This window comes from Rubrivivax benzoatilyticus JA2 = ATCC BAA-35, assembly GCF_000190375.1.
Classification (GTDB): Bacteria; Pseudomonadota; Gammaproteobacteria; order Burkholderiales; family Burkholderiaceae_C; genus Rubrivivax; species Rubrivivax benzoatilyticus.
Genome location: NZ_AEWG01000080.1, coordinates 1 through 22,937, shown reverse-complemented (window position 1 = coordinate 22,937; position 22,937 = coordinate 1). Strand labels below are relative to the sequence as shown.

Below are 22,937 nucleotides of genomic sequence, written 5' to 3'. Positions count from 1 at the left end.
CGCGGCGGCGCTGCGCCAGCCTGGGACACGCTCGCCGCCTGCCCCGACTGGGTTCTGGACCTGCCGGGCAGCCGCGCCACGCTGCGGCGCCTGGGCGCGCTGTGGCATGCCGGCGCGCTGCAGCGCTGCATCGACGGCCGCCAGCTGCAGGCCGCGCAAGACTGTCTCGGCGCCGCGCTGCTGCAGGCCCTGCTGGACGCCGAGCTCCCCGGGCCGGGCGCCGCGACGCTGCCCGCCGGCGAGGCGCTGGACGAAGCCTTCACCGAATGCGGCCGTGCGCTGGCCCGCGCCGCGCTGCCCGACGCGGCGCTACGGGCCGCACTCGCACCCGCCGAGGTGGGCGCGCTGGAACGCCTGCCGCAGCAGGCTGCCGCCGCCTGGGCCGAGGCCGCCGAGCGGCTGCCGGCAGCTCTGGAGCTGCCCCGATGAGCTGGATGGCCGTGCACCTGCAGCCGCGGCTGAGCCTGGCGACCGACGCCCTGCTGCTGCCGCCGCACGAGGCCGCCGCCTTCGCCGACGCGGTGGCGCTGGCCGAGTCGCTGGCGGCCTTGCACACCGCCGAGTCCGAGCGCATCGCCGCGGCCGAACACGCCGGCCATGCCGCCGGCTTCGCCGCCGGCCGCGCCGAAGCGCTGGCCCAGGTGCAGGAGCAGGCCGCGGCGCAGCTCGCCGGGCAGGCCCAGGCCCTGCTGCACCGCCACGACGAGACGATGGCCGCGCTGGAGCAGCGCGTCGTCGCGCTGGCGCTGCTGGTGCTGCGCCGCGTCGCCGCGTCGCTGCCGGCCGACGAAGTGGTCGCCGCGCTGGCGCGGCAGGTGCTGGCCCAGGCCGACGAGTCCGGCCGCGGCGAAGGCCATGTGCTGCGCCTGCACCCGACGCTGGTCGCGCCGGTGCAGGCGCGGCTGGACGCCGAGGGCGTCGCGCTGCGCTGCCGCGCCGACGATCGCCTGGCGCCGCTGGACTGCGAGCTCGACACCCCGGGCGGGCGCCTGCTCGCCGGGCTGGAGACGCAGCTGCAGCGGGTGCAGGCCGCGCTGCAGCAGGTGGTGGCACGATGAACGCGCCGCCCGCCTGGCCCGACGCCGGCCTGCAGCGTGCGCTGGCCGAGCTGCAGCCGGTGGCCGCACGTGGCCGCGTCGTGCAGGCCGTCGGCACCATGCTGCGCGCCACCGGGCTGCCGGCGCACCTGGGCCAGCAGTGCCGCATCGTCGACCCGCGCCACCCGCAGCTCGCGCCGCTGCGCGCCGAGGTCGTCGGCCTGGCCGACGGCTGCGCGATGCTGGCGCCCCTGGGCGAGCTGCGCGGCGTCGCGCTGGGCGCCGAGGTCGAGCTGCTGGAGCAGCAGGCGCGTGTGCCCTGCGGCCGCGGGCTGCTGGGCCGCGTGCTCGACGCCTTCGGCGAGCCGCTGGACGGCCGGTCGCTGCCGCCCGGCCTGGCCGGCTGGCCGCTGCGCAACGCCAGCCCCAACCCGCTGGCCCGGCGCCCGGTCGACCAGGCGCTGGCCACCGGCGTGCGCGCCATCGACCTCGCGCTGACCGTCGGCGTCGGCCAGCGCGTCGGCGTCTTCGCGATGGCCGGCGGCGGCAAGAGCACGCTGCTGGCGATGCTGGCGCGCGGCGCGCAGGCCGACCTGAACGTCATCGCGCTGGTCGGCGAACGCGGCCGCGAGGTACGCGAGTTCATCGACGACAGCCTGGGCGCCGAAGGTCTGGCGCGTTCGGTCGTCGTCGTCGCGACCTCCGACCGCCCGGCGATGGAACGCGCGCGCGCCGCCGAGACCGCGACCGCCATCGCCGAAGGTTTTCGGGCCGGCGGCGCTCACGTGCTGCTGATGATGGACAGCGTCACGCGCTACGCCCGCGCGCTGCGCGAGATCGGCCTGTCGGTCGGCGAGCCGGCGGTGCGCCGCGGCTACCCGCCCAGCGTCTTCGCCGAGTTGCCGCGGCTGTTCGAACGCGCCGGCCACGACGCCCAGGGCGCGATCACCGCCTTCTACACCGTGCTCGCCGAGGACGAGGACGGCAGCGACCCGGTGGCCGAAGAGGTGCGCTCCATCCTCGACGGCCACGTCGTGCTGAGCCGCGCGCTGGGTGCCGCCGGCCACTACCCGGCGATCGACCTGCTGGCCAGCGCCAGCCGCGTCTTCCCGCGTGTGACCGCCGCCGCGCACCAGGCCGCGGCGCGCGAGCTGCGAGCGCTGCTCGCGCGCCACGCCGAGATCCGCTTCCTGCTGCAGGTGGGCGAATACCAGGCCGGCAGCGACGCGCTCGCCGACCGCGCGATCGAGCGCATGCCGCGGCTCGAAGCGCTGCTGCGCCAGGCGCCCGACGAGCACACGCCGCCCGCCGAGGCGCTGGCCCGGCTGCAGGAGGTGCTGGCATGAACGACGAACGCCAACGCCGCGAGCAGGCGCGCCAGCTGCAGCGGCTGCGGGCGCTGCGCGCCGAACGTGCGCAGCGCGAACGCGCCGAGGCGCAGCGCGCCCAGCAGCAGGCGCTGGCCGCGGTGCGCGCCGCCGAAGCCGAGTTCGACGCCCGCCGCCAGGCACTGAAGGCGCTGCTGGCCGCGCGCAACGGCGGCGCCGTCGCGCCCCGCTGGCAGGCCTGCGCCGAAGCCCGGAGCGCAGCGCTGGACGAAGCCGCCGAACGCGCCGAGTACACGCTGCTCGACGAGCAGGAGGCGCTGGACGCGGCCGACCGCCGGCTCGACCGCGCCCGCGCCGCCTGGCGCGAGGCGCTGTCGCGGCGCCAGGCCGCCGACGAAGCCGGCCGCGACGCGCTGGCCGCCTGGCGGCGCGCGCTCGAAGCCGCCGCCGAACGCGAAGACCCCGCGCCCCGTATCCAGACCCCTTCGTTTCTTCCGGGAGCCCCACGATGACCCCACGTCCTGCCCGCACCGTCTATCTGGTCGACGACAACGCCGAGTTCCGCAGCAGCGCCCAGTGGTGGCTCAGCGGCGCCGGCTACCGCGTGCACGACTTCGGCGATGCGCAGACGGCGCTGGACGCGCTGGACCGCCTGGCCGCCGAGCGCCCCGACGAGCTGCACCGCGCCTGCCTGCTGCTGGACGTGCGCATGCCGGGCCTGAGCGGCCTGGACCTGCACGACCGCCTGGCCGACCGCGGCCTGACGCTGCGCCTGGACCCGGCGGCCGAGCCGCCCGCCGCGCCGCCGGCGGCGCCGCCGCTGCCGGTGGTCTACATGACCGGCCACGGCGACGTGCCGCTGGCCGTGGCCGCGATGCAGAAGGGTGCGGTGACGATGCTCGAGAAGCCGTTCGCCGACGACGCGCTGGAGCAGGCGCTGGAGCGTGCCTTCGCGCTCGCCGAGTCGGCCTGGGCGCGGTGCCAGGTGGCCGCGCTGTTCGCGCTGCCGCCGGGCGACGGCGCCGTGCCGCCGCCGACGCCGCGCCTGCCCGAGCCCGACCCGGCCGAGACCGGCCGGCGCGAGTACCAGCGCCGGCTGGAGTCGCTGTCGCCGCGCCAGCGCCAGGTGCTGCAGGGCATCGTCGCCGGCAAGCTGAGCAAGCAGATCGCCTGGGAGATCGGGCTCAGCGGCAAGACGGTGGAGTTCCACCGCAAGTGCCTGATGGAGCGCATGCAGGCACGCAACGCGATGCACCTGCTGCGCATGGCGGTGTCGCGCAGCGTCGACGTCGCGGACACGCTGGTGGCCTGAGGCGCCGGGGCCGTGCGCCCCGCTCCTGCGATGCAGAAGCCGCTGGCATGCGGCAGGACCAAACCCGCGTCACTCGAGGTAGAGCCCCTGCGGTCCCAGCCGAAGGCCCGCCGGATCGACTCCCAGCAAAGCCCGCAGGTTCGCTTCGCCGGCGGCGCGCATATTGGCTTCGACGCCAGGATCTGGCGTCCGCTTCAATGCCACCTGGGTGGCGGCCAGGAACATGCCCAAGGTCGCCAGCTGGTAATAAAGATCCTGGCGATCCGCCTCGGGGACACGCGCGAAGCCCTCGTTGCCGCTCAGAACAGTCCGCATTTGCCGGACCAGCGGCCCGAACTGGCGGTCAGGAAAGTCGGCATTGCGATACGCCATCAAGGAGCCTGCCAACATCGCGGCCACTGCACCGGCCGTGTCGCCACTCACCAGACCGAACCGTGACTCGATGTCGGCCTAGCGCCGAGAAAGGTCGTCGAACAGTTGCAAAGCCGCAGAGCGTTGCGCGACTGGGTAACTTGCAGCGAGCTTGGCGAGGCTGGCACGTCGAACCTGTTCAGACGGCCGCAGCACTGTGGTAGACCCGGCGACGGGCTGTTCGGCGGCCGAGGTCTGCTTCAGACCGCGGGCCAGACCTTCCTCATCCCCGGCCTGGCCCGTCGCTCTTTTCATCAGCAGCGAGTAATTGAGCCGACCGATCACCAAGTTGTTGGCATTCATCGCTCCGATCAGGGTCCAGCTGGGAATCGACCCCATGGTCGTCTGGGCCTGGGCTGACGGCTGGGCCAGCAAAAGCACGACGGAGATAAGAGCAAGCAGAGCAGGCTTGGAAATAGTGCTCAACCAACGGGGTCGTTGACCAGCGTCTGCGTCTGGTCGCCGGTGGAAAAGAGTGTTGGACACCGGCGCGGAGAAACGAGGCATGAGGCTGCTGTCAGGCATTGTTCTGTCTCCCTGGAGTGGCTGAACAGGCACACGCCGGCCACCCGCCTGACGGGGCGGGCTGCCACCGGCGTCACGGATCAGTCGAGTTGCAGCCCGCCCGGCCCGAAGGAGACGCGCTCGGCGTCGGCCTTGAAGAACTGGCGCAGATAACCCCGCGCGGCCTCGCGCAGGCGCTGCTCGGTGGCGGCGTCGGGCTGCTGCTGCAAGGCCATCTGCGTGCCGGCCATCAGCATGCCGAGGATGGCCATCTGCTCGTACATCTCGCGCCGGTCGAGCATCGGCGCGTCGGCGAGTTCGGGCTGGGCCGCCAGCAGCGAACGCATCTGCGCCACCACCGGCGGGAAACGCTCGTCAGGGAACGAGCGGTTGTGCAGCCCCATCCAGCTGGCGACGAGGAACGACGCGAGCGCGCCGCCCAGGTCGCCGTGCGGGATGTCGAACTGCTTCTCGATGCCGCGGTAGCGCACCAGCAGGTCCTCGAACAAGGCCTTCGCCTTCGCCTGCTGGCCCGCCGGGTAATGCGCCGCGAGCTTGGCCGGCATCGTCGCCGGGCCGCGCGTGGGCACCAGAAGCGCCGCGGCCGAGTCGGGCTCGCGCGCGGCTTTCGTCGCCGCCCGCAGGCGCTGCGGCGTGTGCAGGTCGTTGACCAGCGTCTGCGTCAGGTAGCTGGTAGACAGGAAGTTGGACATCGGCGCGCCGTAGTAGGCGTAGTCCGGGCTGTAGTACTGCGCGGCGGCGGGGGCAGCAGCAAGCGCCGCCACCCACGCCAGAACCACTCCGGCCCGCCAGGCCGCCGAGCCAAAGCGTGGCGCATCGCCAACCACCTTCGAGGCCCGCGCGCGGGCACGCTCGTGAAACATCGACACGCTCCTTGACGGAACCGGGAAGGCCGGGGCCGCCCTCACGACCGGTCCAGGGTTCAGTTCACTATCAGTCCCTCGGGGCCGAGTTGCACGCGCTCGGCGTCGACCGCCAGGAACTGTTCGAGATAGCGCTTGGCCGCCTGTCTGAGGTTCGCCGCCGCGACACGGTCGGGCCGGCGGTCCAGCGCCATCCGGGTCGTGGCCATGAACATGCCGAGGATCGCCAACTGCTCGTAGGTGTCCTGGCGGGCCGGGGCGGCGGCCTCGCGCAGCTGCGGCAACGAAGCGAGGATCCGGCGCGACTGATCGACGAGCGGCGGGAAGTCGCGGTCCGGAAAGGGCTCGCCTCGATACGCCATCCAGCTGCCGGCGATGGAGGCGGCCACGGCGCCGGCCAGGTCACGAGGCGGGATGCCGAACTGGCGTTCGATGCCGTGGTAGCCCGTCAGCAACTCGGCGAAGAAACGTTCGGCTTCGGCCCTGGCCTCGGACGGATAACTTTGCGACAGCTGGCGCGGCATCCTGCTGGGGCCATCGGGCACCACGGTCGAGACCTGAGCCGCTCGTTTGCTGTCCGCGGCAGGCCGCGCGCCGGGCACCGAGGCCTGCAGGATCTGCTGGTTCAGCACGCCGCCGGTGATCATCAGCGGCGTGCCGGTGTAGGTCGGGATGTGGATCTGCGCCGCCACGGGCGCACAGCACAGCACCGAGACGAAGGCCAAGGCCCACGAAGCCCGTGTCCATCCCGGGCACGAGCGTGCGCGCCTCATCGTGTCCAGCCCCGCAGGTCGCAGCCCAGCACCTTGCGCCGCCCGTCTGCACCGGTGACGGTGAACGAAGCCGCCGCCGCGCCGACGCGGCGCGAGGTCGCCGGCGCGACGTAGAGGTCGCAACTGCCGATCGGGATGCCCGAGCAGCCGGTCGAGGTGCAGGCGTTGGCCGGGTCCATGTCGAACGCGAAGAAGGCGCCATCGGGAGACCAGACCCCGTACGAGCTCAGTCCGGTGTCGGTCAGCTGCTCGAGGCCGCTGCCGTCGATCGCGGAGATCCAGAGGTCGGTCGACCTGATGCCGCCATCCTCCCACAGCACGTTCCAGCGCGTGATGATGCGCTGTCCCGCGGGGTCGACCCAGAGGCCCGCCGGCGTGCGGCCGCTGACGCTCAGTTGTGCGACCGCGGTGTCCGGCAGCGCCGGCGTGCCGATGCGCAGGCGGCCGTCGGCGCCGAGGTGGAGCACACGTCCATCAGGCAGCCAGTCGGCCGCCGCATGGACACCCGGATAACTGGCCAGCGTGACGCGGCCGTTGAAGTCGATCGCGATCAGCTCGACCTGATCCGAACCGACGCCCCCGGCGGTCGGCGACCAGGTGAGGATCATGCGGCCCAGTTGCCCGGGCGATGGCCGCACGCGCCGGACGTAGCCGTCGAAGGTGGCGGCGTCGACGCGCTGCCCGTCGCGGGTGTAGATCGACACCGTCGAGAAGTCGTCGTCCAGGTCGTACTCGTAGGTGATGAAGTGCTGGCCGTCAGGCGTCGGCACGGCGGTCTCGACTCCGGAGACACGGACCGTCTTCGCCCCCGCCAAGTCGGAGACCTGCAGGCCGTTCACCGCGTCCAGGCCGAAGAAGTCGTGCCACAGCAGGCCCGACGTGGTGACCTCGCCGCCGGAGCCGTTGTCGGGGTCGTTCCCGCCGCCGCCTCCTCCGCCGCCACCGCAGCTGGCGAGGTGCAGAAGCGCCGCCACGGCGACGCCGCCCAGTGCGTAACGCAGGCGTCCAAGACCCTGAGACGCCTTCCGCCATTCACGGCTATCGCTCATCCGATGTCCTCGCGGGTTCCGGTTGATCGAACTGAGTCCGATGCCAGAGCGCGGCTGGCCCCAGCGACCGGCTGCTGCCGGCGGTCCCCTGCCGCGGAGCGGAGGCGACCGGGTGCCGCACCGTCTCAGCGCGTCCAGCCGAGCAGTTCGCAACCCAGCGTGTGGTCACGGGCGCTGCTGCTGCGGTTGCGGACCTTGAACATCGCCGCGGCGCCGGGCGCTGCCGGCAGCGGGTTCAGGTTGCGGCCGCTGGCCGGCGCGTACCAGATCTCGCAGGTGCCCATGCACGCCGAGCCGCTGCACACCGTCCCGGTATCGACGTCGAAGGCGACACGCTCGCCGTCAGGCGACCAGCGTCCATAGGACGTCAGGCCGGTGGCGGTGAGCCGCTCGAGCGCGCTGCCGTCAACGCCGCCGACCCACAGGTCCAGGTCGTCGACGTTGCCGGCGCCGGTGTAGGACACCAGCGTGACCAGGTAGCGCAGGCCCAGCGGGTCGACGGCGAGATCGACGAGGCTGCGGCCACCGAGGTTCAGCTTCGCCACCGTGCTGCGGCTGCCGCCGACCTGGCCGACCGACAGCGTGCCGTCGGCGGCCAAGTGCAGGTAGCGCCCGTCGGGCAGCCAGTCGACGACGGTGCCGACACCCGAGATGCGGTCGAGCTCGCGCAGGTTGGCCAGATCGACGAAGACGTAGTCGGTGGCGCTCAGCGAACTGGTGTAGTCCTCGGCCTGCGACACCAGCAGCACCGCCTTGTCGGCCGGCGACGGTCGCAGGTCGGCCGCGTAGCCGCTGATCACGGCCGAGTACAGCGTCGTGCCGTCGCTGGTGCGCTTGATGCGCAGCACGGTGTCGCCGTCGCGCTCGTCGTCGTAGTTGTAGATGGCGTACTGCGAGCCGTCGGGCCAGGGGCGGGCCACCTTGTCGGCGTCGACCAGCGTCGGCGCGGCGCCGCCCAGGTCGGCGATCTGGGTGCCGTCGAGTAAGTCCAGCGCGTAGTTGCTGTGCCAGAGGCGGCCGGAGAGTTCGGACGTGCCACCGGATCCACCGGAGCCGCTGTCGTCGTCGCCTCCCCCTCCGCCGCCGCCACCGCCGCAGGCGGCCAGCGCGGCCGTCAGGAGCACGGCGATCGCCAGGCGCCAACGGGCGCACCATGAGCGTCCGGTCGACGCGGAGAAACGAGGCGTGAGGACGCTGTCAGACATCTTTGGGTCTCCCTGGGTATCAATAACGGGGTATGGGCGACGGGGGCGGCGTGTAACAGAGAAGCAGCGGCAAAATAGTTGACCGTGCTCGTCCGCCCATCAGGCGTCTGCATGGAAGGCGCTCCCGGCCCCGCTCCGCTGCGGGATGGCCAGTCCGACACCGGCAGCAACGCACCCCACGGCCACGGTCAAGGACTCGTCCTCCGGGGTTCGAACATCCCGCCGCCGACGAGCCATTGCTCATTCCAGGGACAGCCCCTTGGGACCGAGACTCACGCGGTCGGCGTCCACTGAGAGAAACTGCTCAAGATAGTCTTTGGCCGCCTGGCGGACTTTCGCTGCCGTGGCGCGGTCTGGTTGCCGGTCGAGCGCCATCTGCGTCGTGGCCATGAACATGCCAAGGATCGCCAACTGTTCGTAGGTCTCCTGGCGGGCCGGGGCGGTGGCCTCGCGCAACTGCGGCAACGAAGCGAGTATCCGGCGCGACTGCTCAACAAGCGGCGGGAAGTAGCGGTCGGGAAAGGGCCGGCCTCGATACGCCATCCAGCTTCCGGCAATGAAGGCGGCCACGGCGCCAGCCAGATCGCGGCGCGGGATCCCGAATCTTTGTTCGATGCTCTGGTAACCCGTTAGCAACTCTGCGAAGAATCGCTGGGCCTCGGACCTGGCCTCGGGCGGATAGCTTTGCGCAAGTTGGCGCGGGACCTGGCTTCGTCCTTCGGGAACGAGGGTCGAGACCGGGTCAGCCCGGTCCACGTGGGCCGACGGCCGCGCGCCGGGCACGGAGGCATGCAAGATCTGCTGGTTCAGCACACCGCCCGTAATCATCAGCGGCGTACCGGTGTAGGTCGGAATATGGATCTGGGCAACGGCCGGCCGGCAAACGAAGCTCATCGTGAGAGCGACGGCGGCCGTCGGCATGAAGTAAGTCCAGAACGACCTGTCGATGTTGCGCACCGCTTCCCTCCTCGGCTTTTTCCACTCTGACAGGTGCGGGATTCTTCTGGCCATCTGGGACAGAGTCGACCCCAAGGAACGGAAACAGAGGCAACGACTCGCGTCGCTGCCTCTGCTGCTGCGAGCTCTGGGTCTGCGCCGCGCTCAGCCCTTGCGGCCCATTGCGGTGAGCCCTTCACCGATCGACTTAATCGCGTTGGCGAAGGTGTTCTGCAGGATGCTGAACTCTTGAGACGTTGCCTGGAACAGCGACTGCGTTTCCGAGAAGGCTCGGGCGTTCTCCTGCTGCGCGTTGGTGTCGTTCTTGCCGATCTTCTTGCCCGCAGCATTGAGGTCGGCCATCTTTTGGCTCAGCTCCACCATTTGCGCAGCTTTATCGCCAGCGATCGAACCCATCGCCATGGCAATCGCCTGCAACCAGCTGCCGGTGGTCCGCTTGCCTTCCTTGCCCCTCGCTTCCTTGCTGTCCAGACCCTGACGCGCAGATTCGACGATGCTCGACGCGAGGTCCTCGACAAATTTGCCCATCCAGTCCTGGACACCCGGGTCACCGGCGACGGCAGCATCGACGTCCGGGCTGCTCGGCTTCATCTGGTTGCCCAGAGTCTCGCCCGCCAGGTTCTTCACCATCTCGCCGACGAACTTGGGCATGCCGAACTGCTGCACCAACGTGTCGATCGCCTTGTTGAAGGCCTGCCCGATGGACTGGCTCAGAAGATTGCTCAGGCTATTGGCCACAGCCAGCGGCGGGAAGGCCAGACTGACCATGTTCAGCGCCAAGCCGAGGATGTTGCCGCCACCGAAGACGTTGCTCAGAGCTCCACTCATGTTCGGAATCCTCCAGAAGTGTTGACGGGTTGCGGGTCGGGGCTCGGGTCCTGCGGCCCGCTCCCGCGGCATCGGTGCAAGGCTCGTGTGATGCCGTACACGATGGGGCGGATTCAATCGGAGCCCCGGGCGCCGCGTAACCTGTGATCGCTCCTAGCCGGGCCGGCACCGCAGGGCGCAAGGCGCCGGCGCATCCGGTGACAGACGCACTGGGGACGATCCCAGGTGCCGGTTGCGTCGTGCTGTCGGAAGCTCGGCCCATCAAGGGAGAAAGAGCCTGCGCTCGTGCGCTCAGCCGGCACGACGACGAGGCCCACACCGATGCACGGACGTTTCCTGATCGCGCTGGCTTGCGCAAGCCTCGTCGCCGCCGGGCCGGCCCAGGCCTACTGGGGCACGGCCGACGTCGGCAACCTCGCGGCGCTGGACTTCTCGTACAAGCTCAGCCGCATCCAGATGCGCAACGCCGAGCGCGCCGGCCAGCGCGCTCGGAAGTCAACGCCGGCACCGTTGCCGACCGAGGCGCGCGCCCGCCAGACGGCCGCCCGCGAGATGGCGCAGGCCTATCCGGCCGCACAGCGCGAACAGGCCGCCGCGCTGTTCGAGACTCTGCTCACGAAGTACGGCGAGATCGAGGATCGTTTCGGCATTCGCCGCGGCGACATCGGCGGCGCGCTCGCCGCCGATGTCGCCGGCAACCTGATGGCGATGCGCCAGCAGCCTTTTCCCGACGCCCACTTCGCGGCGCTCGTGCGCCAGATGCGCGAAGCCATCGCAAGCGACCCGGCCTACCGGCGCTTGGACCCGGTGGAGCTGCGCCGCAGCTACGAACAGCTGGCCATCGTCGGCATGTTCATGGCCGCCACGCAGATGGCCCTGGCGCAGCAGCCCGACGACGGCCTGCGCGAACGCAGCGTCACGGCCGCGCGCCGCTACCTCGCGACGGTGATCCCCGGCGACCTGGACCGCCTGCAGATCACGGCCGACGGTCTGTCCCAACGTTGAACGACCCCGTCGTGCCCATGCCGCTTTCCCCCCGACGATGGCTAGCGCACGCCGCCGCCTGCCCGCGGCCTGCATCCCTGAACGAACGACACCGAACGATGGCCAACGGAACCAGAACATACGGGTGCATTCTTCGCTGGGCGCTCGGCGCCACCCTCATCGCCATGGCCGGCTTGGCCGCCTGCGGAGACGGCGCAGGCTCTCACGACGGCGCCAACAGCGGAGGCGGCGGCGGAGGCGAGGCGGCGTCGGGTCACTTGTGGCACAACTTCTTCCCGCTCGGCGACGGCACGGGTCTGTACGTGTCGTCGCCGGACGGCGCGCGCACTCGGCACATCGATGAGGCCAAGGACGCGGTGCCGACGCCCGACGGTTCGCACTACGTGACACTCGAGCACGACCTCAGCGCCGACACCAGCCAAGTCTCGATCAAGTCGAACTCGGACGGCCGCGTCGTGCACCAGGCCGTGCTCAACGGCTACGTCAGCAAGGTCCGCCCGTCTCCCCTGCGGTTGGGCGACCTGCTGCTGGTGTGGGCGAGCAGCGCCATCGCGGGCGACGGCGTCGTCACGGCGATCGACTTGCCGGCGCGGCGGACCTTGCAGCGATGGCCCACCCGCGCCGCGGCCGACTGGCTGCCCGACGGCCGCGTGATCTCCGCGGAACCCACCGGCGCCGTCCACGTCGCCATCGTGGGCCAGCAGGACAGCGCTGTCGGCACACTGTCGGTGCCGGGGTGGACGCTGCGCGGACTGTGGAGCGACCCAACCGGCAGCCGCATCGTCACCCGCTGGATGCGCTTCAACGCCAGCGGCGATCCGGCGGAGACCGATCTGTGGATTGCCGGCGCCGACGGGACCGGACTCCAACGGCTGACCCGAACGGGCCTGACGTCCTACGCGGTGTGGGCGCCCGACGACCGGTCTTTCGCCTTCGACTGGGACCCGGCCAACGTGTGCACCGGGACCGCCTGCGTCGGTGCCGGCGGCTGCGAACTGCACACGGCGCCGGCGACCGCGCGCGAGGTCACCCTTGATCACGCGTCGGTCCGACCGATCGCCGTCACCGACGACGAGGGCCAGGCGGCGACGCTCGGCTGCGACCTTCTAGGGTGGACGCGCTGAGCGCGCAGGTACCTCAAGCGACGCCGTCCACGGCACCGCTGTCTTCCGGGCACGCGCTGTGGCTTTTCGCACGACTGACACCCGAGACGACGAACCTCGGGCCCGGCAGAAGGCGGCTCGCCGCGAGCCCCTAGGACGCCAGACATGAGGAAGCAAATGGACTCTCTCAGCCGCGTGATCGGATGGGCGCTGGCCGCGGCTGCCTTGGTGGCGGCCGGTCTGGCCGCCCGATGGGCAGGCTTTCGCCTTCCATCAAGACAGGGCAAACGCCTGCACCGGAACGCGGTTACCAGCGCCGGAGGCAGTCGGAACATCCTCGGTCCCGGGCGGAACAGCGTCACATGAGCCTTCGAGCACTGGGTCACGCGCTATGCGCAGCCACCCTCTTCGTGGCCCAGTCCGCCCACGCCTACTGGTGCTGCTACGGCCTGGACAACCTCGCCGGGCTGGACTTCCAGTACCGGATGAACCGCATCCAGATGCAGCTCGTCGAGCAGTCCGCGAAGGCTAGGACCAAGACCCCGGCACCGCTGCCAACCGTCGAGCGCGCCAGCACGACGGCCGCCCGCGAGATGGCGCAGGCCTATCCAGCAGCACAGCGCGAACAGGCCGCACGAACCTTCGAGACACTGCTCGCGAAGTACCGGGAGATCGAGGATCGTTTCGGCATTCGCCGCGGCGACATCGGTGGCGCGCTCGCCGCCTTCATCGCCGGCAACCTGATGGCGATGCGCCAGCAGCCTTTTCCCGACGCCCACTTCGCGGCACTCGTGCGCCAGATGCGCGAAGCCGTCGCAAGCGACCCGGCCTACCGGCGCCTGGACCCGATGGAGCTGCGCCGCAGCTACGAACAGCTGGCCATCGTCGGCATGTTCATGGCCGCCACGCAGATGGCCCTGGCGCAGCAGCCCGACGACGGCCTGCGCGAACGCAGCGTCGCCGCCGCACGCCGCTACCTCGCGACGGTGATCCCGGGCGACCTGGACCGCCTGCAGATCACGGCCGACGGTCTGTCCCAGCGTTGAACGACCCCGTCATGCCCATGCCGCTTTCCCCCCGACGATGGCTCGCGTACGCCGCCGCCTGCCTCGTGCTGGCCTGGCCGGCTTTCGCGGCCGCCTACGGCCCGATGTACAACATCGGCAACCTCGGCGTGCTGGACTCGTCCTGGTACTACCAGTCGATCCAGTACCGCATCGTCGAGAACGCACGCCAGCGCAATGCGGCCGCCAAGGCCGCCGACACGCCGCCCGCACCCAGCCGCGACGCCGTCGTCAACCTCGTCACCCGGGCCGACGGTCCGACCCGGGTCCCCAGCCTGCTGGCCGCCGGCTACCCGCCCGCCGGGCGGGCGCAGGCCGAGTCGACGTTCGCGACGCTGCTGCGGTCCTATGGCGACATCGAACGCCGCTTCGGCATCGAGCCGGGCGACCTCGGCGGCGCCGCCGCGGCCTTCGTCGCCGGCTGCTGGATGGCGATGCGCGGCGAGGACTTCCCCGACCGCCATTTCGCCACCCTGGTCGCGCAGATGCGCCGGGTGATGGCCTCGCAGCCGGGCTTCGCCTCGGTGCCGGCGCGCGAGCGGCGCGAAGCCTACGAACAGCTGGCCATCATCGGCATATTCATGGCGACGACGCAGATGGGGCTGAAGACCAAGCCCGACGCCGCACTCGCGAAAAGCAGCCGCGACGCGGCGCGAGGCTATCTGCAGCAGTTCCTGAAGGGCGACGTCGATCGGCTGACGCTGGGCGACGACGGCCTGGCGCTGCGCTGACGGCCTCCCCCTGGTCACGATCCCAGGTGGCGAGCGCGACGCCGCCTGCCTAAGCTGAGCCGCGATCGGAGGACCGCCCATGAACGACATCGGCCGCCAACCCGCACGCGCACCGTCCCCGCCGCCCTCGCCGGTGGTGGACACGGCGCTGCGCCGGCTCGACCGCCTGCTCGACGCCTCGGGCCTGGGCTGGGTCAGCCGCGACGAGGTACGCGAGGCCACCGAGCTGATCGGGGCGCTGCCGGCGCACGACGCCGACGCCGTCGTCGACCGCATGGCCGCCACGGGCCGGCTGGACCGGCTGGCGCAGGAGGTGATGGACCGCTCCTGGGTCGGCCCCGGCCTGACGGCCGACCAGCGTGCCGACTTCTTCCAGGCCATGGCGCAAGACCTGGACGGCGACTCGCTGGCCGCGCTGTCGCAGGCCCTGGCCGGCACCGAGGCGGCCAGCGGCGGCTTCGAGCCGGTGACCGAGCTGGGCACGGCGGTGGCCCGCCACGCCTCGCCACAAGCCAAGCTGGCCTACGTGCAGGCGCTGGCCGGCCGGACGACCGACAAGCCTCAGCATGCGGTCGGCGGCCTGCTGGAGTTCGACGGTCAGCGCCGCCTGGGCGACGCCGAGGCGCGCGCCATCGCCTCGGTCGTCGCGTCCTTCGGCGACGACCCGGCCTCGGCGCGGGCCGCTTTCGAGACCCTGGCGCGCGAGCCCGGTGCACTCGACGCCGTGATGCTCGCCGCCACCGACACCGAGCAGGACTGGGGCCTGATCAACGGCTGGCACACGGCGAAGTCGGACCACGGCACGTTCCGCGCGCTGATGCAGACCGCCGCGCGCATGGAACAAGGCTTCGCCGGCGGTGCCGACGGCGCCACCGTGCGCGCACTGGGCGACCGCGTGTTCGACGCCGCGGTACGCGCCGTCGCCCCGGGCGACGTGCAGGCCGCCGACCTGGTGTTCCGCGCCACGCCGATGGACGCGCATGCCACGCGCATGGCCGAGCTGTCGCAGGCCGTCTACGACCGCAGCAGCGCACCGGCCGGCGCCACGCGTCTGGGCGACGCGCAGCTGCAGGCGCTGGGGCTGGACCCGGCGCTGCTGCACAAGCCGGCGATCGGCTTCGAGGCGGCGCTGTTCCGCCTGGACGACGGCGGCTGGGTGCTGGCCTTCCGCGGCACCGACGACTGGGCGCTCGCGCGCGCGGGCGATGCCGACGACAACCTCGCGCAGGGCCTTGGGCTGGGCTCGCTGCAGCACTCCGCGGCGGCGATCGCGGCGATGGAGGTGGCGCGCGTCGTGCCCGCCGGCCGCCTGGAGACCACCGGCCACTCGCTGGGCGGCGGCCTGGCGGCCACGGCCGCCGGGCGCGCCGGCGTGCCGGCCACGACCTTCAACGCCGCCGGCGTCGCCGACGAGACGCGTGAAGGTTATTCGCTGCACTTCGCCGACGGCCAGGTCACCAACTACCGCACGACGGGTGACATCATGAGCTTCCTGAACGGAGGCGCGGTGCCGACACGTTATGCCGACGCGCTGGGGCTGGACCGGCTGCGCCAGTTCCCGGCGTCGGTCGGCCGCTCCGTGGACCTGGGCAACCCGCTGGCGCGCATTTACCTCGGCGCGCGCCTGGACAGCTGGAACCCGGGCACGATCGCCGAGGGAGGCCGGTTCGGCACGCAACAACATGGTTTGGCGGAAGTCCTGCGGCATCGTGCGCCGGCGCCCTAGCGGCGTCGGCGTGGTGCTGGCCACGGGCCTCGCGGCCCTGGGTTTCGCCGCCTGCTCGCCGGCCGCCGCACCGAAGGAGGAACCCGTGTCCATCGACGTCTCCGCCGTCTTCGGCGCCACCGACCAACGCGAGCGCGCCCTGGCCCGTTTCGCCGACGAGCCCAGCCGCCGTTTCCTGCGCCTGGCCGAAAGCGGCGACCTGGCCGCGATGACGGCCCAGGTGCGCGCGGGCTACGCCGTCGACACGCCCGGCGAGCAGGGCGTGACGCCGCTGCTGGCCTACGTCGCCTACGTGCGCCCGGTGCGTGCCGACGTCGTCGCCCACCTGCTGGCGCTGGGCGCCGACCCGACACGCACGCTGACCAACGGCATGTCGCTGCTCAACGCCGCCGCGCGTGTGCGCGACCCGCAGCTGCTGCCGGTGCTGCTGAAGGCCGGCGTGTCGCCCGATGCGCGGCTGCCGGTGCAGGGCGAGACCTTTCTGTCGCTGGCGATCCGCGAAGGCAACACCGATCTCGCGCTGGCGCTGCTGCAGGCCGGCGCACGTGCCGACCTGCCGACCGCCGACGGCAGCCTGCCGCTGCTGCTGGCCACCGGCATGGGCAACTGGATCGTCGCCGACGCGCTGCTGCAGGCCGGCGCACGCATCGACCCGCCGCGCCTGGCGCACGCGCTGAAACTGAACCCGCCGGCCGCCGACACGGCGCAGGGCCGCGCACACGCCGCGGTGGCGGCGCGGCTGTCGCGCTGACCCTGGGATCGGCCCCAGCCTGGGAGCGCTCCCGGCTGGCGGCGCGGTCGCCCGCGGCATCGAATCGGGCTTCAGCCGCAGGAGAGCCGCCCGATGAACGCCACCGATTCCGTCTCGCGCAGCGATGCCGCCGGCAGCGCGTCGCGCCCCGAAACCTCCAGCCCGGCACGCGAGCTGATCGGCGCGGCGCGCGACCCGCGCAGCGGCAGCCTGGACACCGCGCGCCTCGGCGCCTGGGTCGCCGACGCCGCGCGCCAGGATCCGGGCCGCGCCGCCCAGGCCTATGCGGCGATCGAGGACGAGCTGACGGCCCAGGGCCGGGTCGGCGAGCTCGCACGCTTGAACGCCGACGTCGTCGCCGCCGCCGGCGGCGGGCTGCAGGCCCCCGGCGGCCTCTGGGGCGCCGGCCAGGGCATGCTGCAGGCCGGGCGGCAGGTGCTGGTCGACAACCCGATCCTCGTCAAGCAGTGGGAGTCGACGACCAGCGCCTGGACCGGGCGCGACGGTTTCACGAGCGGGCTGCGCGAGCTGCTCGACCGCAACGGCATCCGGATCTCGCCGCAGGTCAACGCGGTGCCGCCGGGCTCGCTGGCGCCGGGCGCGGGCGTGCCGGCGGCGGTGGCCAACAACACCAACGGTGCGCTGGCACGCGACGCGATCGCCGACCGCTGGCGCGCCGCCGGCTACACCACGCAGACCGAGGTGCCGGCCAACGGCGGCGCGCGCCGCGTCGACGTCGTGGTCGACATCCCGGCGGCCGATCCGCGTCAGGCCCAGCGGCTGGAGATCGAGAGCAAGGTCGGGCGTGTCGCGCTCGACGGCGACATCCGCGCCCAGGTCGCACTCGACGCCGACGCGCTGCGCGCCAACCAGGCGCTGCGGCGCTCCGGACAGTTGCTCGAAGGCGTCGGCCGCGTGGCCCGGCCGGTCGGGCTGGTGGTCGACGCGATCCAGGTCGGCCAGGCTTTCCGCGCCGACGGCAACCAGGTCGGCACGAACACCGGGCGTGCGGCCTCGGGCCTGGCCGGCGGCGCACTGGGCGGCTGGGGCGGCGCGGCCGCCGGCGCGGCGCTGGGCACGGCGATCTTTCCGGGCGTCGGCACCGTCGTGGGCGGCCTCATCGGCGGCATCGGCGGTGCGCTGGCGGGCGACGCCGCCGGCCGCGGCGTGTTCGATACAGTGCGCAGCTGGTTCTGACCCGAGGCGGGCCGCCAGCGGCCCGGACGCGCATGTTCGACTGGCTCACGCGCCGCCGCGAAGCCCGGCCGGGCGACACGCTCGGCGCACGGCTGCGCGACTACCCGCCCTACGAGGCGCCGCACGCCGGCCGCGGCTCGGCACTGCGCCCCGACCAGGCGGCGGAGAACCTCGCCTGCTTCGAACAGGTCCTGCCGCAACGGCTGCAGCAGGTCTCGGCGCTGCTGCGGGAGGTCGCCGGCATCGACACCCGGGCGGCGCTGGCCGACCCGTCGGCGCACGCCGCGGCGTTCGCCGACGAGTTGCAGCGCTGGGCACGCGCCCAGTGGCCCGCGCTGCCGGCCGAGGGTGGCCTCGCACGCTGGCTGGACAGCCGCCGCAGCGGCGACGACATCGTCTTCTCGATGCTGCTGGATGTGGCGATCCTGCTCGGCGAGTTGGTCCGCCGTGGCAACCCGGACTGGCACTGGGGCCTGGATCTGGACGCGAAGAACCTCGCCGACGGCATGCTCAGCGCACGCCGCATCGTGCTGCTGGCCGACCCGGTGGGCACGCACACGACGCCTTTCGTGCTCGACGTCGAGGACATCGTCGTGCACCGCTTCCTGCATGGCGACGACCCGGCGCAGCGCCTGCTGAACCCGCTGCGTCGTCTGGTCGAGGAAGGCCTGCGCGGCGATGCGATGGCTCACTGGCGGCAGGCCGGGCCGGCACCGCGCTGAGACCATGACGGGCTGGCTGAAGACCATTTTCGGTCCACGCGAACGCGAGGGCGCGCTGGGTGCCCGGCTGCGCCAGTACCCGCCGTTCGTGCTGCCCCACCCGGGCTCGGGCGGCGAGCTGTCGGACGACCAGGCGCGCGAGAACCTGGCGAACTGGCTGCAGCAGCGCGAGCCGCGCCTGGCGACGATCACGCGGCTGCTGCACGACGACGCCGGCCTCGACACCGCGCCGGCGCTGGCCGCGCCACGGCAGCACGCCGCCGCTCTGTGCAGCGCGCTGCAGCAATGGGCAACCGAGGCCTGGCCGGCGCTGCCGCCGCATCCGCGGCCGGCGTATTCGCACTGGCTGCACAGCCGCCGCGACGGCGACGGGCTCGTCTACTCGATGCTCGCCGACCTGGCGCTGCTGCTCGGTGAACTCGTCTGCCGCGGCAACCCGGCCTGGCGCTGGGGCGTCGACCTGGACCCGCAGAACATCGCCGACGGGCTGCTGACGGCGCGCCGCATCGTGCTGCTGGCCGACGTCGGCGGCCACCGTTTCGTGCTCGACGTCGAAGCCGTCGTCGTCGCCCGCTTTCTCGACGCCGAAGCCCCGGCGCAGCGCCTGCTCGATCCGCTGCGTCAGCTGGTCGAACGCGGGCTGCGCGGCGACGACTTCGTGGTGCTGGGCGGCAGCGGCTGAAAGCTCCGCCCGTCCCAGGTCCAGCGCCGCCCGTCGGCACAGGCGACGGTGAGGCCGCGCCGCGGCAGCGTGCAGTCGTCGCTGTCGCGCCAGCCGGGCAGCAGCGCGGCCGTGAGGTCGTTCCAGCCCGCGCCGTCGCGGCGCAGCAGCCGCGTGCGCTGCGCGTCCGGCCAGCGCTGTTGCACGGCGACGACGGCGCCGCCGTCGGCCTGGCGGAACAGCGCCGCGACATAACCCGGCCGGCCGCCGTCGCCACGCAGCGCGAGATAGCCGTTGGCGGCGTCGTCCACCTCGTACAGCGGGTGGCCGGGCTGCAGGCGCTGCAATCGTTCCAGCCGCGTCAGGTCGACGACGTCGACCGGCAACGAGGCGAAAGCCGCCGCCAGTTCGCCCTTCACCTTCGGCAGCAGCCGTTCGTAGGCCGGCGCCAGGCGGCGACGCGCCTCGGCGGCGTCGCTCACACCGTCGAGTAGCGATTCCAGCTCGGGCACGGCGCGCACGCCGTCGCCGTCGCGGCGCAGCACACGCGCGCTGTCGTGGCGCTCGCCGCCGGCCGGCGCGGCGCGGGTGTAGCGCTCGAGCAGCACGAGGTCGCGTGCGCCCTCGGGCCCGGTGGCGAAGGCGGCGCGCAGTTCGATGTCGAAGAAGGCGTCGGCCGGCTCGGGGTCGCGCAGGCGCAGCAGCCGCCAGTGCGCGGCGTCGCCGGGGCGCGGTGCCAGGTACCAGACGGCGACGCCGGCCTCGGGCTCGGGCGCGCGCCAGGCCAGCAGCCAGCCACGTTCGTGGGCGCCGAAGGGCAGCACCAACGGGCCGTGTATCAGGCGGGACCCGGCGGGCAGCAGCGTTCGCAGCGCGGCCTCGTCGGCGGCGGCCGCGGCGGGCACTTCGTAGGGGGGTCGTCAGCCGCGGCCGCGGCGGTGCCGGTCAGCACCGCGAGCAGCGCCGCGCACAGCCTTTGCAGCAGCGTCATGCGGCGACGATAGCGCCGGCCGCGGCAGCCACCGGCATCCGGTTGCAACGGCCTCAGTGGGAGGAGAACCGCGCCCAGGCCTCGGCCATGCGCGTGTCGTACTGGTTGGCGGCGTAGCCCTCGCCGTTGTAGCGCCGCGCGAAGCCGGCCCAGTCGTGGTCGCGCAGCGCCTGGTGCATCGCCGGGTCAGCCTGGATGAAGCTGACGAAGGCGTCGAGCTGGCGGCCTTCGCCCTGCTGCATCGCCTGCACGAAGCTCTCGACGTCGGCGTAGCCGGCGGCCTGGTGGTTGAAGCCCATGATCTGGAAACGGCCCCAGGAGGCCGACTCCAGCGCCGCCGTGCGGTCCAGCGCCATCGCCTGCTCCAGCCGCGGGTACTCGCCGGCGCCGCCGACGTAGAGGCTGCGGTTCCAGCGCGCGCTGGAGATGTCGGGGTGGCTGGCGTTGTAGGCGCCGCCGGTGCGGCGGCCGAAGACGTGGGCCTCGAACAGGATCTTCGGTCGCCCGTCGGCGAGGAAACCGCTGCCCGGCGCCTCGACCTGCGCGACGGCGCGGATCGCGGCGACGTCGACACCCAGCGTCGTCGCGGCGCGCTGCCAGTCGGCGTCGCTCAGCGTGCGCTGCGGTGTCGCCGCGGGAGCGGCCGGCGCCGCAGCGGCCTCGGTGCCCAGCCGCTGCGTGTCGACGAGCACGGTGCGCACGCTGTTCTGCGTGCCCAGCGCGTCGAACAGCCGGGCGTGTTCGGCCGGCGGCAGCGTCAGGCAGCCGGCCGAGCCGGTGTTGTTCTGGCCGCCGACGTGGATGTGCATGCCGTAACCGCCACGCGCGGTGCGCACGCCTTCGTCGAAGCGGCCGTCGTGGTTGGTGTCGCGCTCGGTGACCTGGTCGTTGCCGGCCATCAGCGCGCGGGCGCCGAGGAAGCTGCCGCGCGTGTGGCTGTAGGTGCCTTCGGCCAGGCGGCCCTGGTCGCCGCGGCCGTCGCCGTTGTAGTCACCGCCGACGGCGCGGCGTGCGTACGGGCCGCCGGGTTCGTACTGGCCCGAGGGGTCGGTGTTGGCGCGCAGCTCGACGGCGTGGCGCGTGCCGTCGGCGCCCTGCCAGAGCACGACCATGCGGTCGTCGTAGACGCCGCGGCCTTCGGCAGCGCGGGCGTTCGTGTCCTGGCGCAGCGCGAGGATCACGCGGCGGCCGTCGGCCAGGTCCTGGCGCGCCGCGGCGTCGCCGAAACGTTCGACCTGTGCGGCGTAGAGCTCGCAACGCGCGGCTTCGTCCAGGCCGGTGGTGTCGGGCAGACGGCCGGCGGCGAGCGCCGGCGCGGCCGGGGCGGCGGGGGTGGCTGGTGCCGCAGCGCGCGGCGCGCTGCTCGGCAGCCGCAGCACGTCGCCGGGGAAGATCAGGTTCGGGTTGGTGATGCCGTTGGCTTGCACGAGAGCGGCTACGCTGCTGCCGTGGCGCGCCGCGATCGCCGCCAGCGTGTCGCCCGGCTTCACGGTGACGCTGCGTTCGGCCGCCGGCAGCGCCAGCCATTCGCCGGGATGGATGACGTCGGGGTTGCGCAGCTGCGGGTTGGCGGCGATCAGCGCCTGCAGGTCGACGCCGTGGCGCTGCGCGATCGCCGCCAGCGTGTCGCCGCGCCGCACCTGCACGCCGGCGGCGTCGCCCGATGCGGCCGGCCGGTGGCTCGTGGCGGCGAGGCTGATGCGGGTCGTGCTGAGGTCCATGCGGGCGGCTCCTGCGGGCGATCGGATGCCGGGCATGCTCCGGCCGGCACGCGCCGCCCGCCAGTGCGGATCGCTCCTCACGGGCGCGCACCGGCTGCAGACGTTTACGTTCGCCCCGGGATCGAACCCAGGGGCGGCGGCGGGACCACGCTGCCTAGACTGCGCCGTGGCCCCCTTCCCGCCCCTGCTGCAGACGGCACGTCTTCGCCTGCGCCGCTTCACGCCCGCCGACGTGCCGGCCCTCGTCGCGATGCACCGCGAGCCGCGTGTGCGCGAGCTGCTCGTCGACGACCAGCCGCTGGACGATCCCGCCGTGGCCGCCGACTTCGTGCGCCGCATGCAGGCCTGGTATCACGATCACCCGGGGCTCGGCATCTGGCACGCCGAACGCCTGCAGCCGGCCGACGCCGCGGCGCTGGCCGAAGCCCGGGCGGCCGTCGCCGCCGGCGAACTCGACGCCGCGGCGCTGGCCTGGCTGGACCGCCCGGACTGGCAGTTCTGCGGCTGGTTCAACCTGATGCCGATGAGCGGCCAGCCGCCGCGCATCGAACTCGGCTGCCGGCTGCGCCCCGAGGCCTGGGGCGGCGGGCTGGCGCTCGAAGGCGGCGAAGCGCTGCTGGCCCAGGCTTTCGGCCCGCTGGCACTGGGCGAGGTCTGGGCCGTCTGCCACCCGCAGCACCGCTCGGTCGACGTGGTGCTGCGCACGCTGGGTTTCGACGCGCTGGGCACGGCGGCTTACGACGGCCGGCCGGCCGCGCACTACCGGCTGGACCGCGCCGGCTGGCAGGCGGCGCAGCGCCACGGCTTGCGCGAGCGCCGGCGCCACGCCGTCGCGGCGGTTCGTGCGCTCGCCGCCTGATCGTGCAGACGATGAACACCCCCGCTGCGCCCGTGCGCCCGCCCGCAACACCCCGCAGCGACGGCGAGCCGGCGCGGCCGTCGGACGCACGCGCCGAGGACTTCGCCGCCGCGGGTGC

25 protein-coding genes are annotated in these 22,937 nt (G+C 72.8%); 15 read left to right on the top strand and 10 right to left on the bottom strand.

What is annotated here, in order from left to right:
* The 5 genes from RBXJA2T_RS20370 to RBXJA2T_RS10070 all read left to right on the top strand — a co-directional run.
* Positions 1–429: hypothetical protein (locus RBXJA2T_RS20370; RefSeq protein ID WP_009857259.1), on the top strand; the 429-nt coding region annotated here is incomplete at its 5' end.
* Entirely contained in the window at positions 426–1,058 is a 633-nt protein-coding gene (locus tag RBXJA2T_RS19515; RefSeq protein WP_009857258.1) for a FliH/SctL family protein, read from the top strand. The genes RBXJA2T_RS20370 and RBXJA2T_RS19515, both read left to right, overlap by 4 nt.
* Positions 1,055–2,383: a FliI/YscN family ATPase gene (locus RBXJA2T_RS10080; protein WP_009857257.1), complete on the top strand. Its 1,329-nt coding sequence runs from the start codon at positions 1,055–1,057 to the stop codon at positions 2,381–2,383. Before RBXJA2T_RS19515 ends, RBXJA2T_RS10080 begins: the two co-directional genes overlap by 4 nt.
* On the top strand, positions 2,380–2,877 hold the full coding sequence (locus RBXJA2T_RS10075) for a hypothetical protein (RefSeq protein ID WP_009857256.1): 498 nt from the start codon (positions 2,380–2,382) through the stop codon (positions 2,875–2,877). Before RBXJA2T_RS10080 ends, RBXJA2T_RS10075 begins: the two co-directional genes overlap by 4 nt.
* Positions 2,874–3,677 (top strand): response regulator transcription factor, encoded by an 804-nt coding sequence (locus tag RBXJA2T_RS10070; RefSeq protein ID WP_009857255.1) that lies wholly within the window; start codon positions 2,874–2,876, stop codon positions 3,675–3,677. The genes RBXJA2T_RS10075 and RBXJA2T_RS10070 overlap by 4 nt, the downstream gene beginning before the upstream one ends.
* A gap of 69 nt (positions 3,678–3,746) precedes the next feature.
* Here RBXJA2T_RS10070 and RBXJA2T_RS10065 read toward each other — a convergent pair whose 3' ends face one another.
* The 8 genes from RBXJA2T_RS10065 to RBXJA2T_RS10035 form a co-directional block, all read right to left on the bottom strand.
* The gene (locus RBXJA2T_RS10065; protein ID WP_138938839.1) at positions 3,747–4,100 is read right to left on the bottom strand and encodes a DUF6683 family protein; all 354 of its coding nucleotides are present in this window, start codon (positions 4,098–4,100) and stop codon (positions 3,747–3,749) included.
* Positions 4,101–4,127: 27 nt separating this feature from the next.
* The gene (locus RBXJA2T_RS20145) at positions 4,128–4,514 is read right to left on the bottom strand and encodes a hypothetical protein (RefSeq protein WP_138938838.1); all 387 of its coding nucleotides are present in this window, start codon (positions 4,512–4,514) and stop codon (positions 4,128–4,130) included.
* A 179-nt stretch (positions 4,515–4,693) separates the two neighbouring features.
* Entirely contained in the window at positions 4,694–5,476 is a 783-nt protein-coding gene (locus tag RBXJA2T_RS10060; protein WP_310731948.1) for a DUF6683 family protein, read from the bottom strand.
* A gap of 59 nt (positions 5,477–5,535) precedes the next feature.
* Positions 5,536–6,168, bottom strand: a complete 633-nt coding sequence (locus RBXJA2T_RS10055) for a DUF6683 family protein (RefSeq protein WP_138938837.1) — start codon at positions 6,166–6,168, stop codon at positions 5,536–5,538.
* Between the two features lie 77 nt (positions 6,169–6,245).
* Entirely contained in the window at positions 6,246–7,298 is a 1,053-nt protein-coding gene (locus RBXJA2T_RS10050) for a TolB-like translocation protein (protein WP_237704879.1), read from the bottom strand.
* A 125-nt stretch (positions 7,299–7,423) separates the two neighbouring features.
* Positions 7,424–8,422 carry a TolB-like translocation protein gene (locus RBXJA2T_RS10045; RefSeq protein ID WP_009857250.1) on the bottom strand — a complete coding sequence of 333 codons (999 nt, stop codon included), beginning with the start codon at positions 8,420–8,422 and terminating at the stop codon, positions 7,424–7,426.
* Positions 8,423–8,743: 321 nt separating this feature from the next.
* A complete protein-coding gene (locus tag RBXJA2T_RS10040) occupies positions 8,744–9,460 on the bottom strand; it encodes a DUF6683 family protein (RefSeq protein WP_009857249.1) in 717 nt (238 codons plus the stop codon).
* Between the two features lie 144 nt (positions 9,461–9,604).
* A complete protein-coding gene (locus RBXJA2T_RS10035; RefSeq protein WP_009857248.1) occupies positions 9,605–10,288 on the bottom strand; it encodes a hypothetical protein in 684 nt (227 codons plus the stop codon).
* Positions 10,289–10,609: 321 nt separating this feature from the next.
* On the opposite strand from RBXJA2T_RS10035, the gene RBXJA2T_RS10030 reads away from it, so the two are divergent.
* From RBXJA2T_RS10030 to RBXJA2T_RS09990, 9 genes are all read left to right on the top strand, one after another.
* Positions 10,610–11,293, top strand: a complete 684-nt coding sequence (locus RBXJA2T_RS10030) for a DUF6683 family protein (RefSeq protein ID WP_009857247.1) — start codon at positions 10,610–10,612, stop codon at positions 11,291–11,293.
* A gap of 98 nt (positions 11,294–11,391) precedes the next feature.
* Positions 11,392–12,417, top strand: a complete 1,026-nt coding sequence (locus tag RBXJA2T_RS10025) for a TolB-like translocation protein (RefSeq protein ID WP_155983609.1) — start codon at positions 11,392–11,394, stop codon at positions 12,415–12,417.
* A 389-nt stretch (positions 12,418–12,806) separates the two neighbouring features.
* Entirely contained in the window at positions 12,807–13,442 is a 636-nt protein-coding gene (locus RBXJA2T_RS10020; RefSeq protein ID WP_009857245.1) for a DUF6683 family protein, read from the top strand.
* A gap of 17 nt (positions 13,443–13,459) precedes the next feature.
* Positions 13,460–14,191: a DUF6683 family protein gene (locus tag RBXJA2T_RS10015; RefSeq protein WP_206026695.1), complete on the top strand. Its 732-nt coding sequence runs from the start codon at positions 13,460–13,462 to the stop codon at positions 14,189–14,191.
* 79 nt (positions 14,192–14,270) lie between these two features.
* Positions 14,271–15,917, top strand: a complete 1,647-nt coding sequence (locus RBXJA2T_RS19510) for a Tle-like phospholipase domain-containing protein (protein ID WP_009857243.1) — start codon at positions 14,271–14,273, stop codon at positions 15,915–15,917.
* Between the two features lie 85 nt (positions 15,918–16,002).
* Complete coding sequence (locus tag RBXJA2T_RS10005) at positions 16,003–16,668, top strand: ankyrin repeat domain-containing protein (protein ID WP_237704878.1); 666 nt, start codon at positions 16,003–16,005, stop codon at positions 16,666–16,668.
* A gap of 93 nt (positions 16,669–16,761) precedes the next feature.
* On the top strand, positions 16,762–17,865 hold the full coding sequence (locus tag RBXJA2T_RS10000) for a glycine zipper domain-containing protein (RefSeq protein ID WP_009857241.1): 1,104 nt from the start codon (positions 16,762–16,764) through the stop codon (positions 17,863–17,865).
* Between the two features lie 32 nt (positions 17,866–17,897).
* Positions 17,898–18,587, top strand: coding sequence for a hypothetical protein (locus RBXJA2T_RS09995; protein ID WP_009857240.1), 690 nt, complete (start codon positions 17,898–17,900; stop codon positions 18,585–18,587).
* Between the two features lie 4 nt (positions 18,588–18,591).
* The gene (locus RBXJA2T_RS09990) at positions 18,592–19,269 is read left to right on the top strand and encodes a hypothetical protein (protein ID WP_009857239.1); all 678 of its coding nucleotides are present in this window, start codon (positions 18,592–18,594) and stop codon (positions 19,267–19,269) included.
* Here RBXJA2T_RS09990 and RBXJA2T_RS09985 read toward each other — a convergent pair.
* Both RBXJA2T_RS09985 and RBXJA2T_RS19790 read right to left on the bottom strand, forming a co-directional pair.
* Positions 19,209–20,153, bottom strand: a complete 945-nt coding sequence (locus RBXJA2T_RS09985; protein ID WP_009857238.1) for a hypothetical protein — start codon at positions 20,151–20,153, stop codon at positions 19,209–19,211. The two genes, RBXJA2T_RS09990 and RBXJA2T_RS09985, sit on opposite strands and share 61 nt — an antisense overlap.
* Before the next feature lie 139 nt (positions 20,154–20,292).
* A complete protein-coding gene (locus tag RBXJA2T_RS19790) occupies positions 20,293–21,960 on the bottom strand; it encodes an N-acetylmuramidase domain-containing protein (RefSeq protein ID WP_009857237.1) in 1,668 nt (555 codons plus the stop codon).
* 166 nt (positions 21,961–22,126) lie between these two features.
* Between RBXJA2T_RS19790 and RBXJA2T_RS19505 the strand changes: the two genes are divergently transcribed.
* Positions 22,127–22,819 carry a GNAT family N-acetyltransferase gene (locus RBXJA2T_RS19505; RefSeq protein WP_009857236.1) on the top strand — a complete coding sequence of 231 codons (693 nt, stop codon included), beginning with the start codon at positions 22,127–22,129 and terminating at the stop codon, positions 22,817–22,819.
* The last annotated feature ends 118 nt before the right edge of the window (positions 22,820–22,937 follow it).

What these genes read in the sequence shown, in the direction of transcription:
- RBXJA2T_RS19515 (WP_009857258.1), top strand. Translation starts at nt 426, where the DNA reads ATGAGCTGGATGGCCGTGCACCTGCAGCCGCGGCTGAGCCTGGCGACC.
- RBXJA2T_RS10080 (WP_009857257.1), top strand. Translation starts at nt 1,055, where the DNA reads ATGAACGCGCCGCCCGCCTGGCCCGACGCCGGCCTGCAGCGTGCGCTG.
- RBXJA2T_RS10075 (WP_009857256.1), top strand. Translation starts at nt 2,380, where the DNA reads ATGAACGACGAACGCCAACGCCGCGAGCAGGCGCGCCAGCTGCAGCGG.
- RBXJA2T_RS10070 (WP_009857255.1), top strand. Translation starts at nt 2,874, where the DNA reads ATGACCCCACGTCCTGCCCGCACCGTCTATCTGGTCGACGACAACGCC.
- RBXJA2T_RS10060 (WP_310731948.1), bottom strand. Translation starts at nt 5,476, where the DNA reads ATGTTTCACGAGCGTGCCCGCGCGCGGGCCTCGAAGGTGGTTGGCGAT.
- RBXJA2T_RS10050 (WP_237704879.1), bottom strand. Translation starts at nt 7,298, where the DNA reads ATGAGCGATAGCCGTGAATGGCGGAAGGCGTCTCAGGGTCTTGGACGC.
- RBXJA2T_RS10035 (WP_009857248.1), bottom strand. Translation starts at nt 10,288, where the DNA reads ATGAGTGGAGCTCTGAGCAACGTCTTCGGTGGCGGCAACATCCTCGGC.
- RBXJA2T_RS10030 (WP_009857247.1), top strand. Translation starts at nt 10,610, where the DNA reads ATGCACGGACGTTTCCTGATCGCGCTGGCTTGCGCAAGCCTCGTCGCC.
- RBXJA2T_RS10025 (WP_155983609.1), top strand. Translation starts at nt 11,392, where the DNA reads ATGGCCAACGGAACCAGAACATACGGGTGCATTCTTCGCTGGGCGCTC.
- RBXJA2T_RS10015 (WP_206026695.1), top strand. Translation starts at nt 13,460, where the DNA reads ATGCCGCTTTCCCCCCGACGATGGCTCGCGTACGCCGCCGCCTGCCTC.
- RBXJA2T_RS19510 (WP_009857243.1), top strand. Translation starts at nt 14,271, where the DNA reads ATGAACGACATCGGCCGCCAACCCGCACGCGCACCGTCCCCGCCGCCC.
- RBXJA2T_RS10000 (WP_009857241.1), top strand. Translation starts at nt 16,762, where the DNA reads ATGAACGCCACCGATTCCGTCTCGCGCAGCGATGCCGCCGGCAGCGCG.
- RBXJA2T_RS09995 (WP_009857240.1), top strand. Translation starts at nt 17,898, where the DNA reads ATGTTCGACTGGCTCACGCGCCGCCGCGAAGCCCGGCCGGGCGACACG.
- RBXJA2T_RS09990 (WP_009857239.1), top strand. Translation starts at nt 18,592, where the DNA reads ATGACGGGCTGGCTGAAGACCATTTTCGGTCCACGCGAACGCGAGGGC.
- RBXJA2T_RS19790 (WP_009857237.1), bottom strand. Translation starts at nt 21,960, where the DNA reads ATGGACCTCAGCACGACCCGCATCAGCCTCGCCGCCACGAGCCACCGG.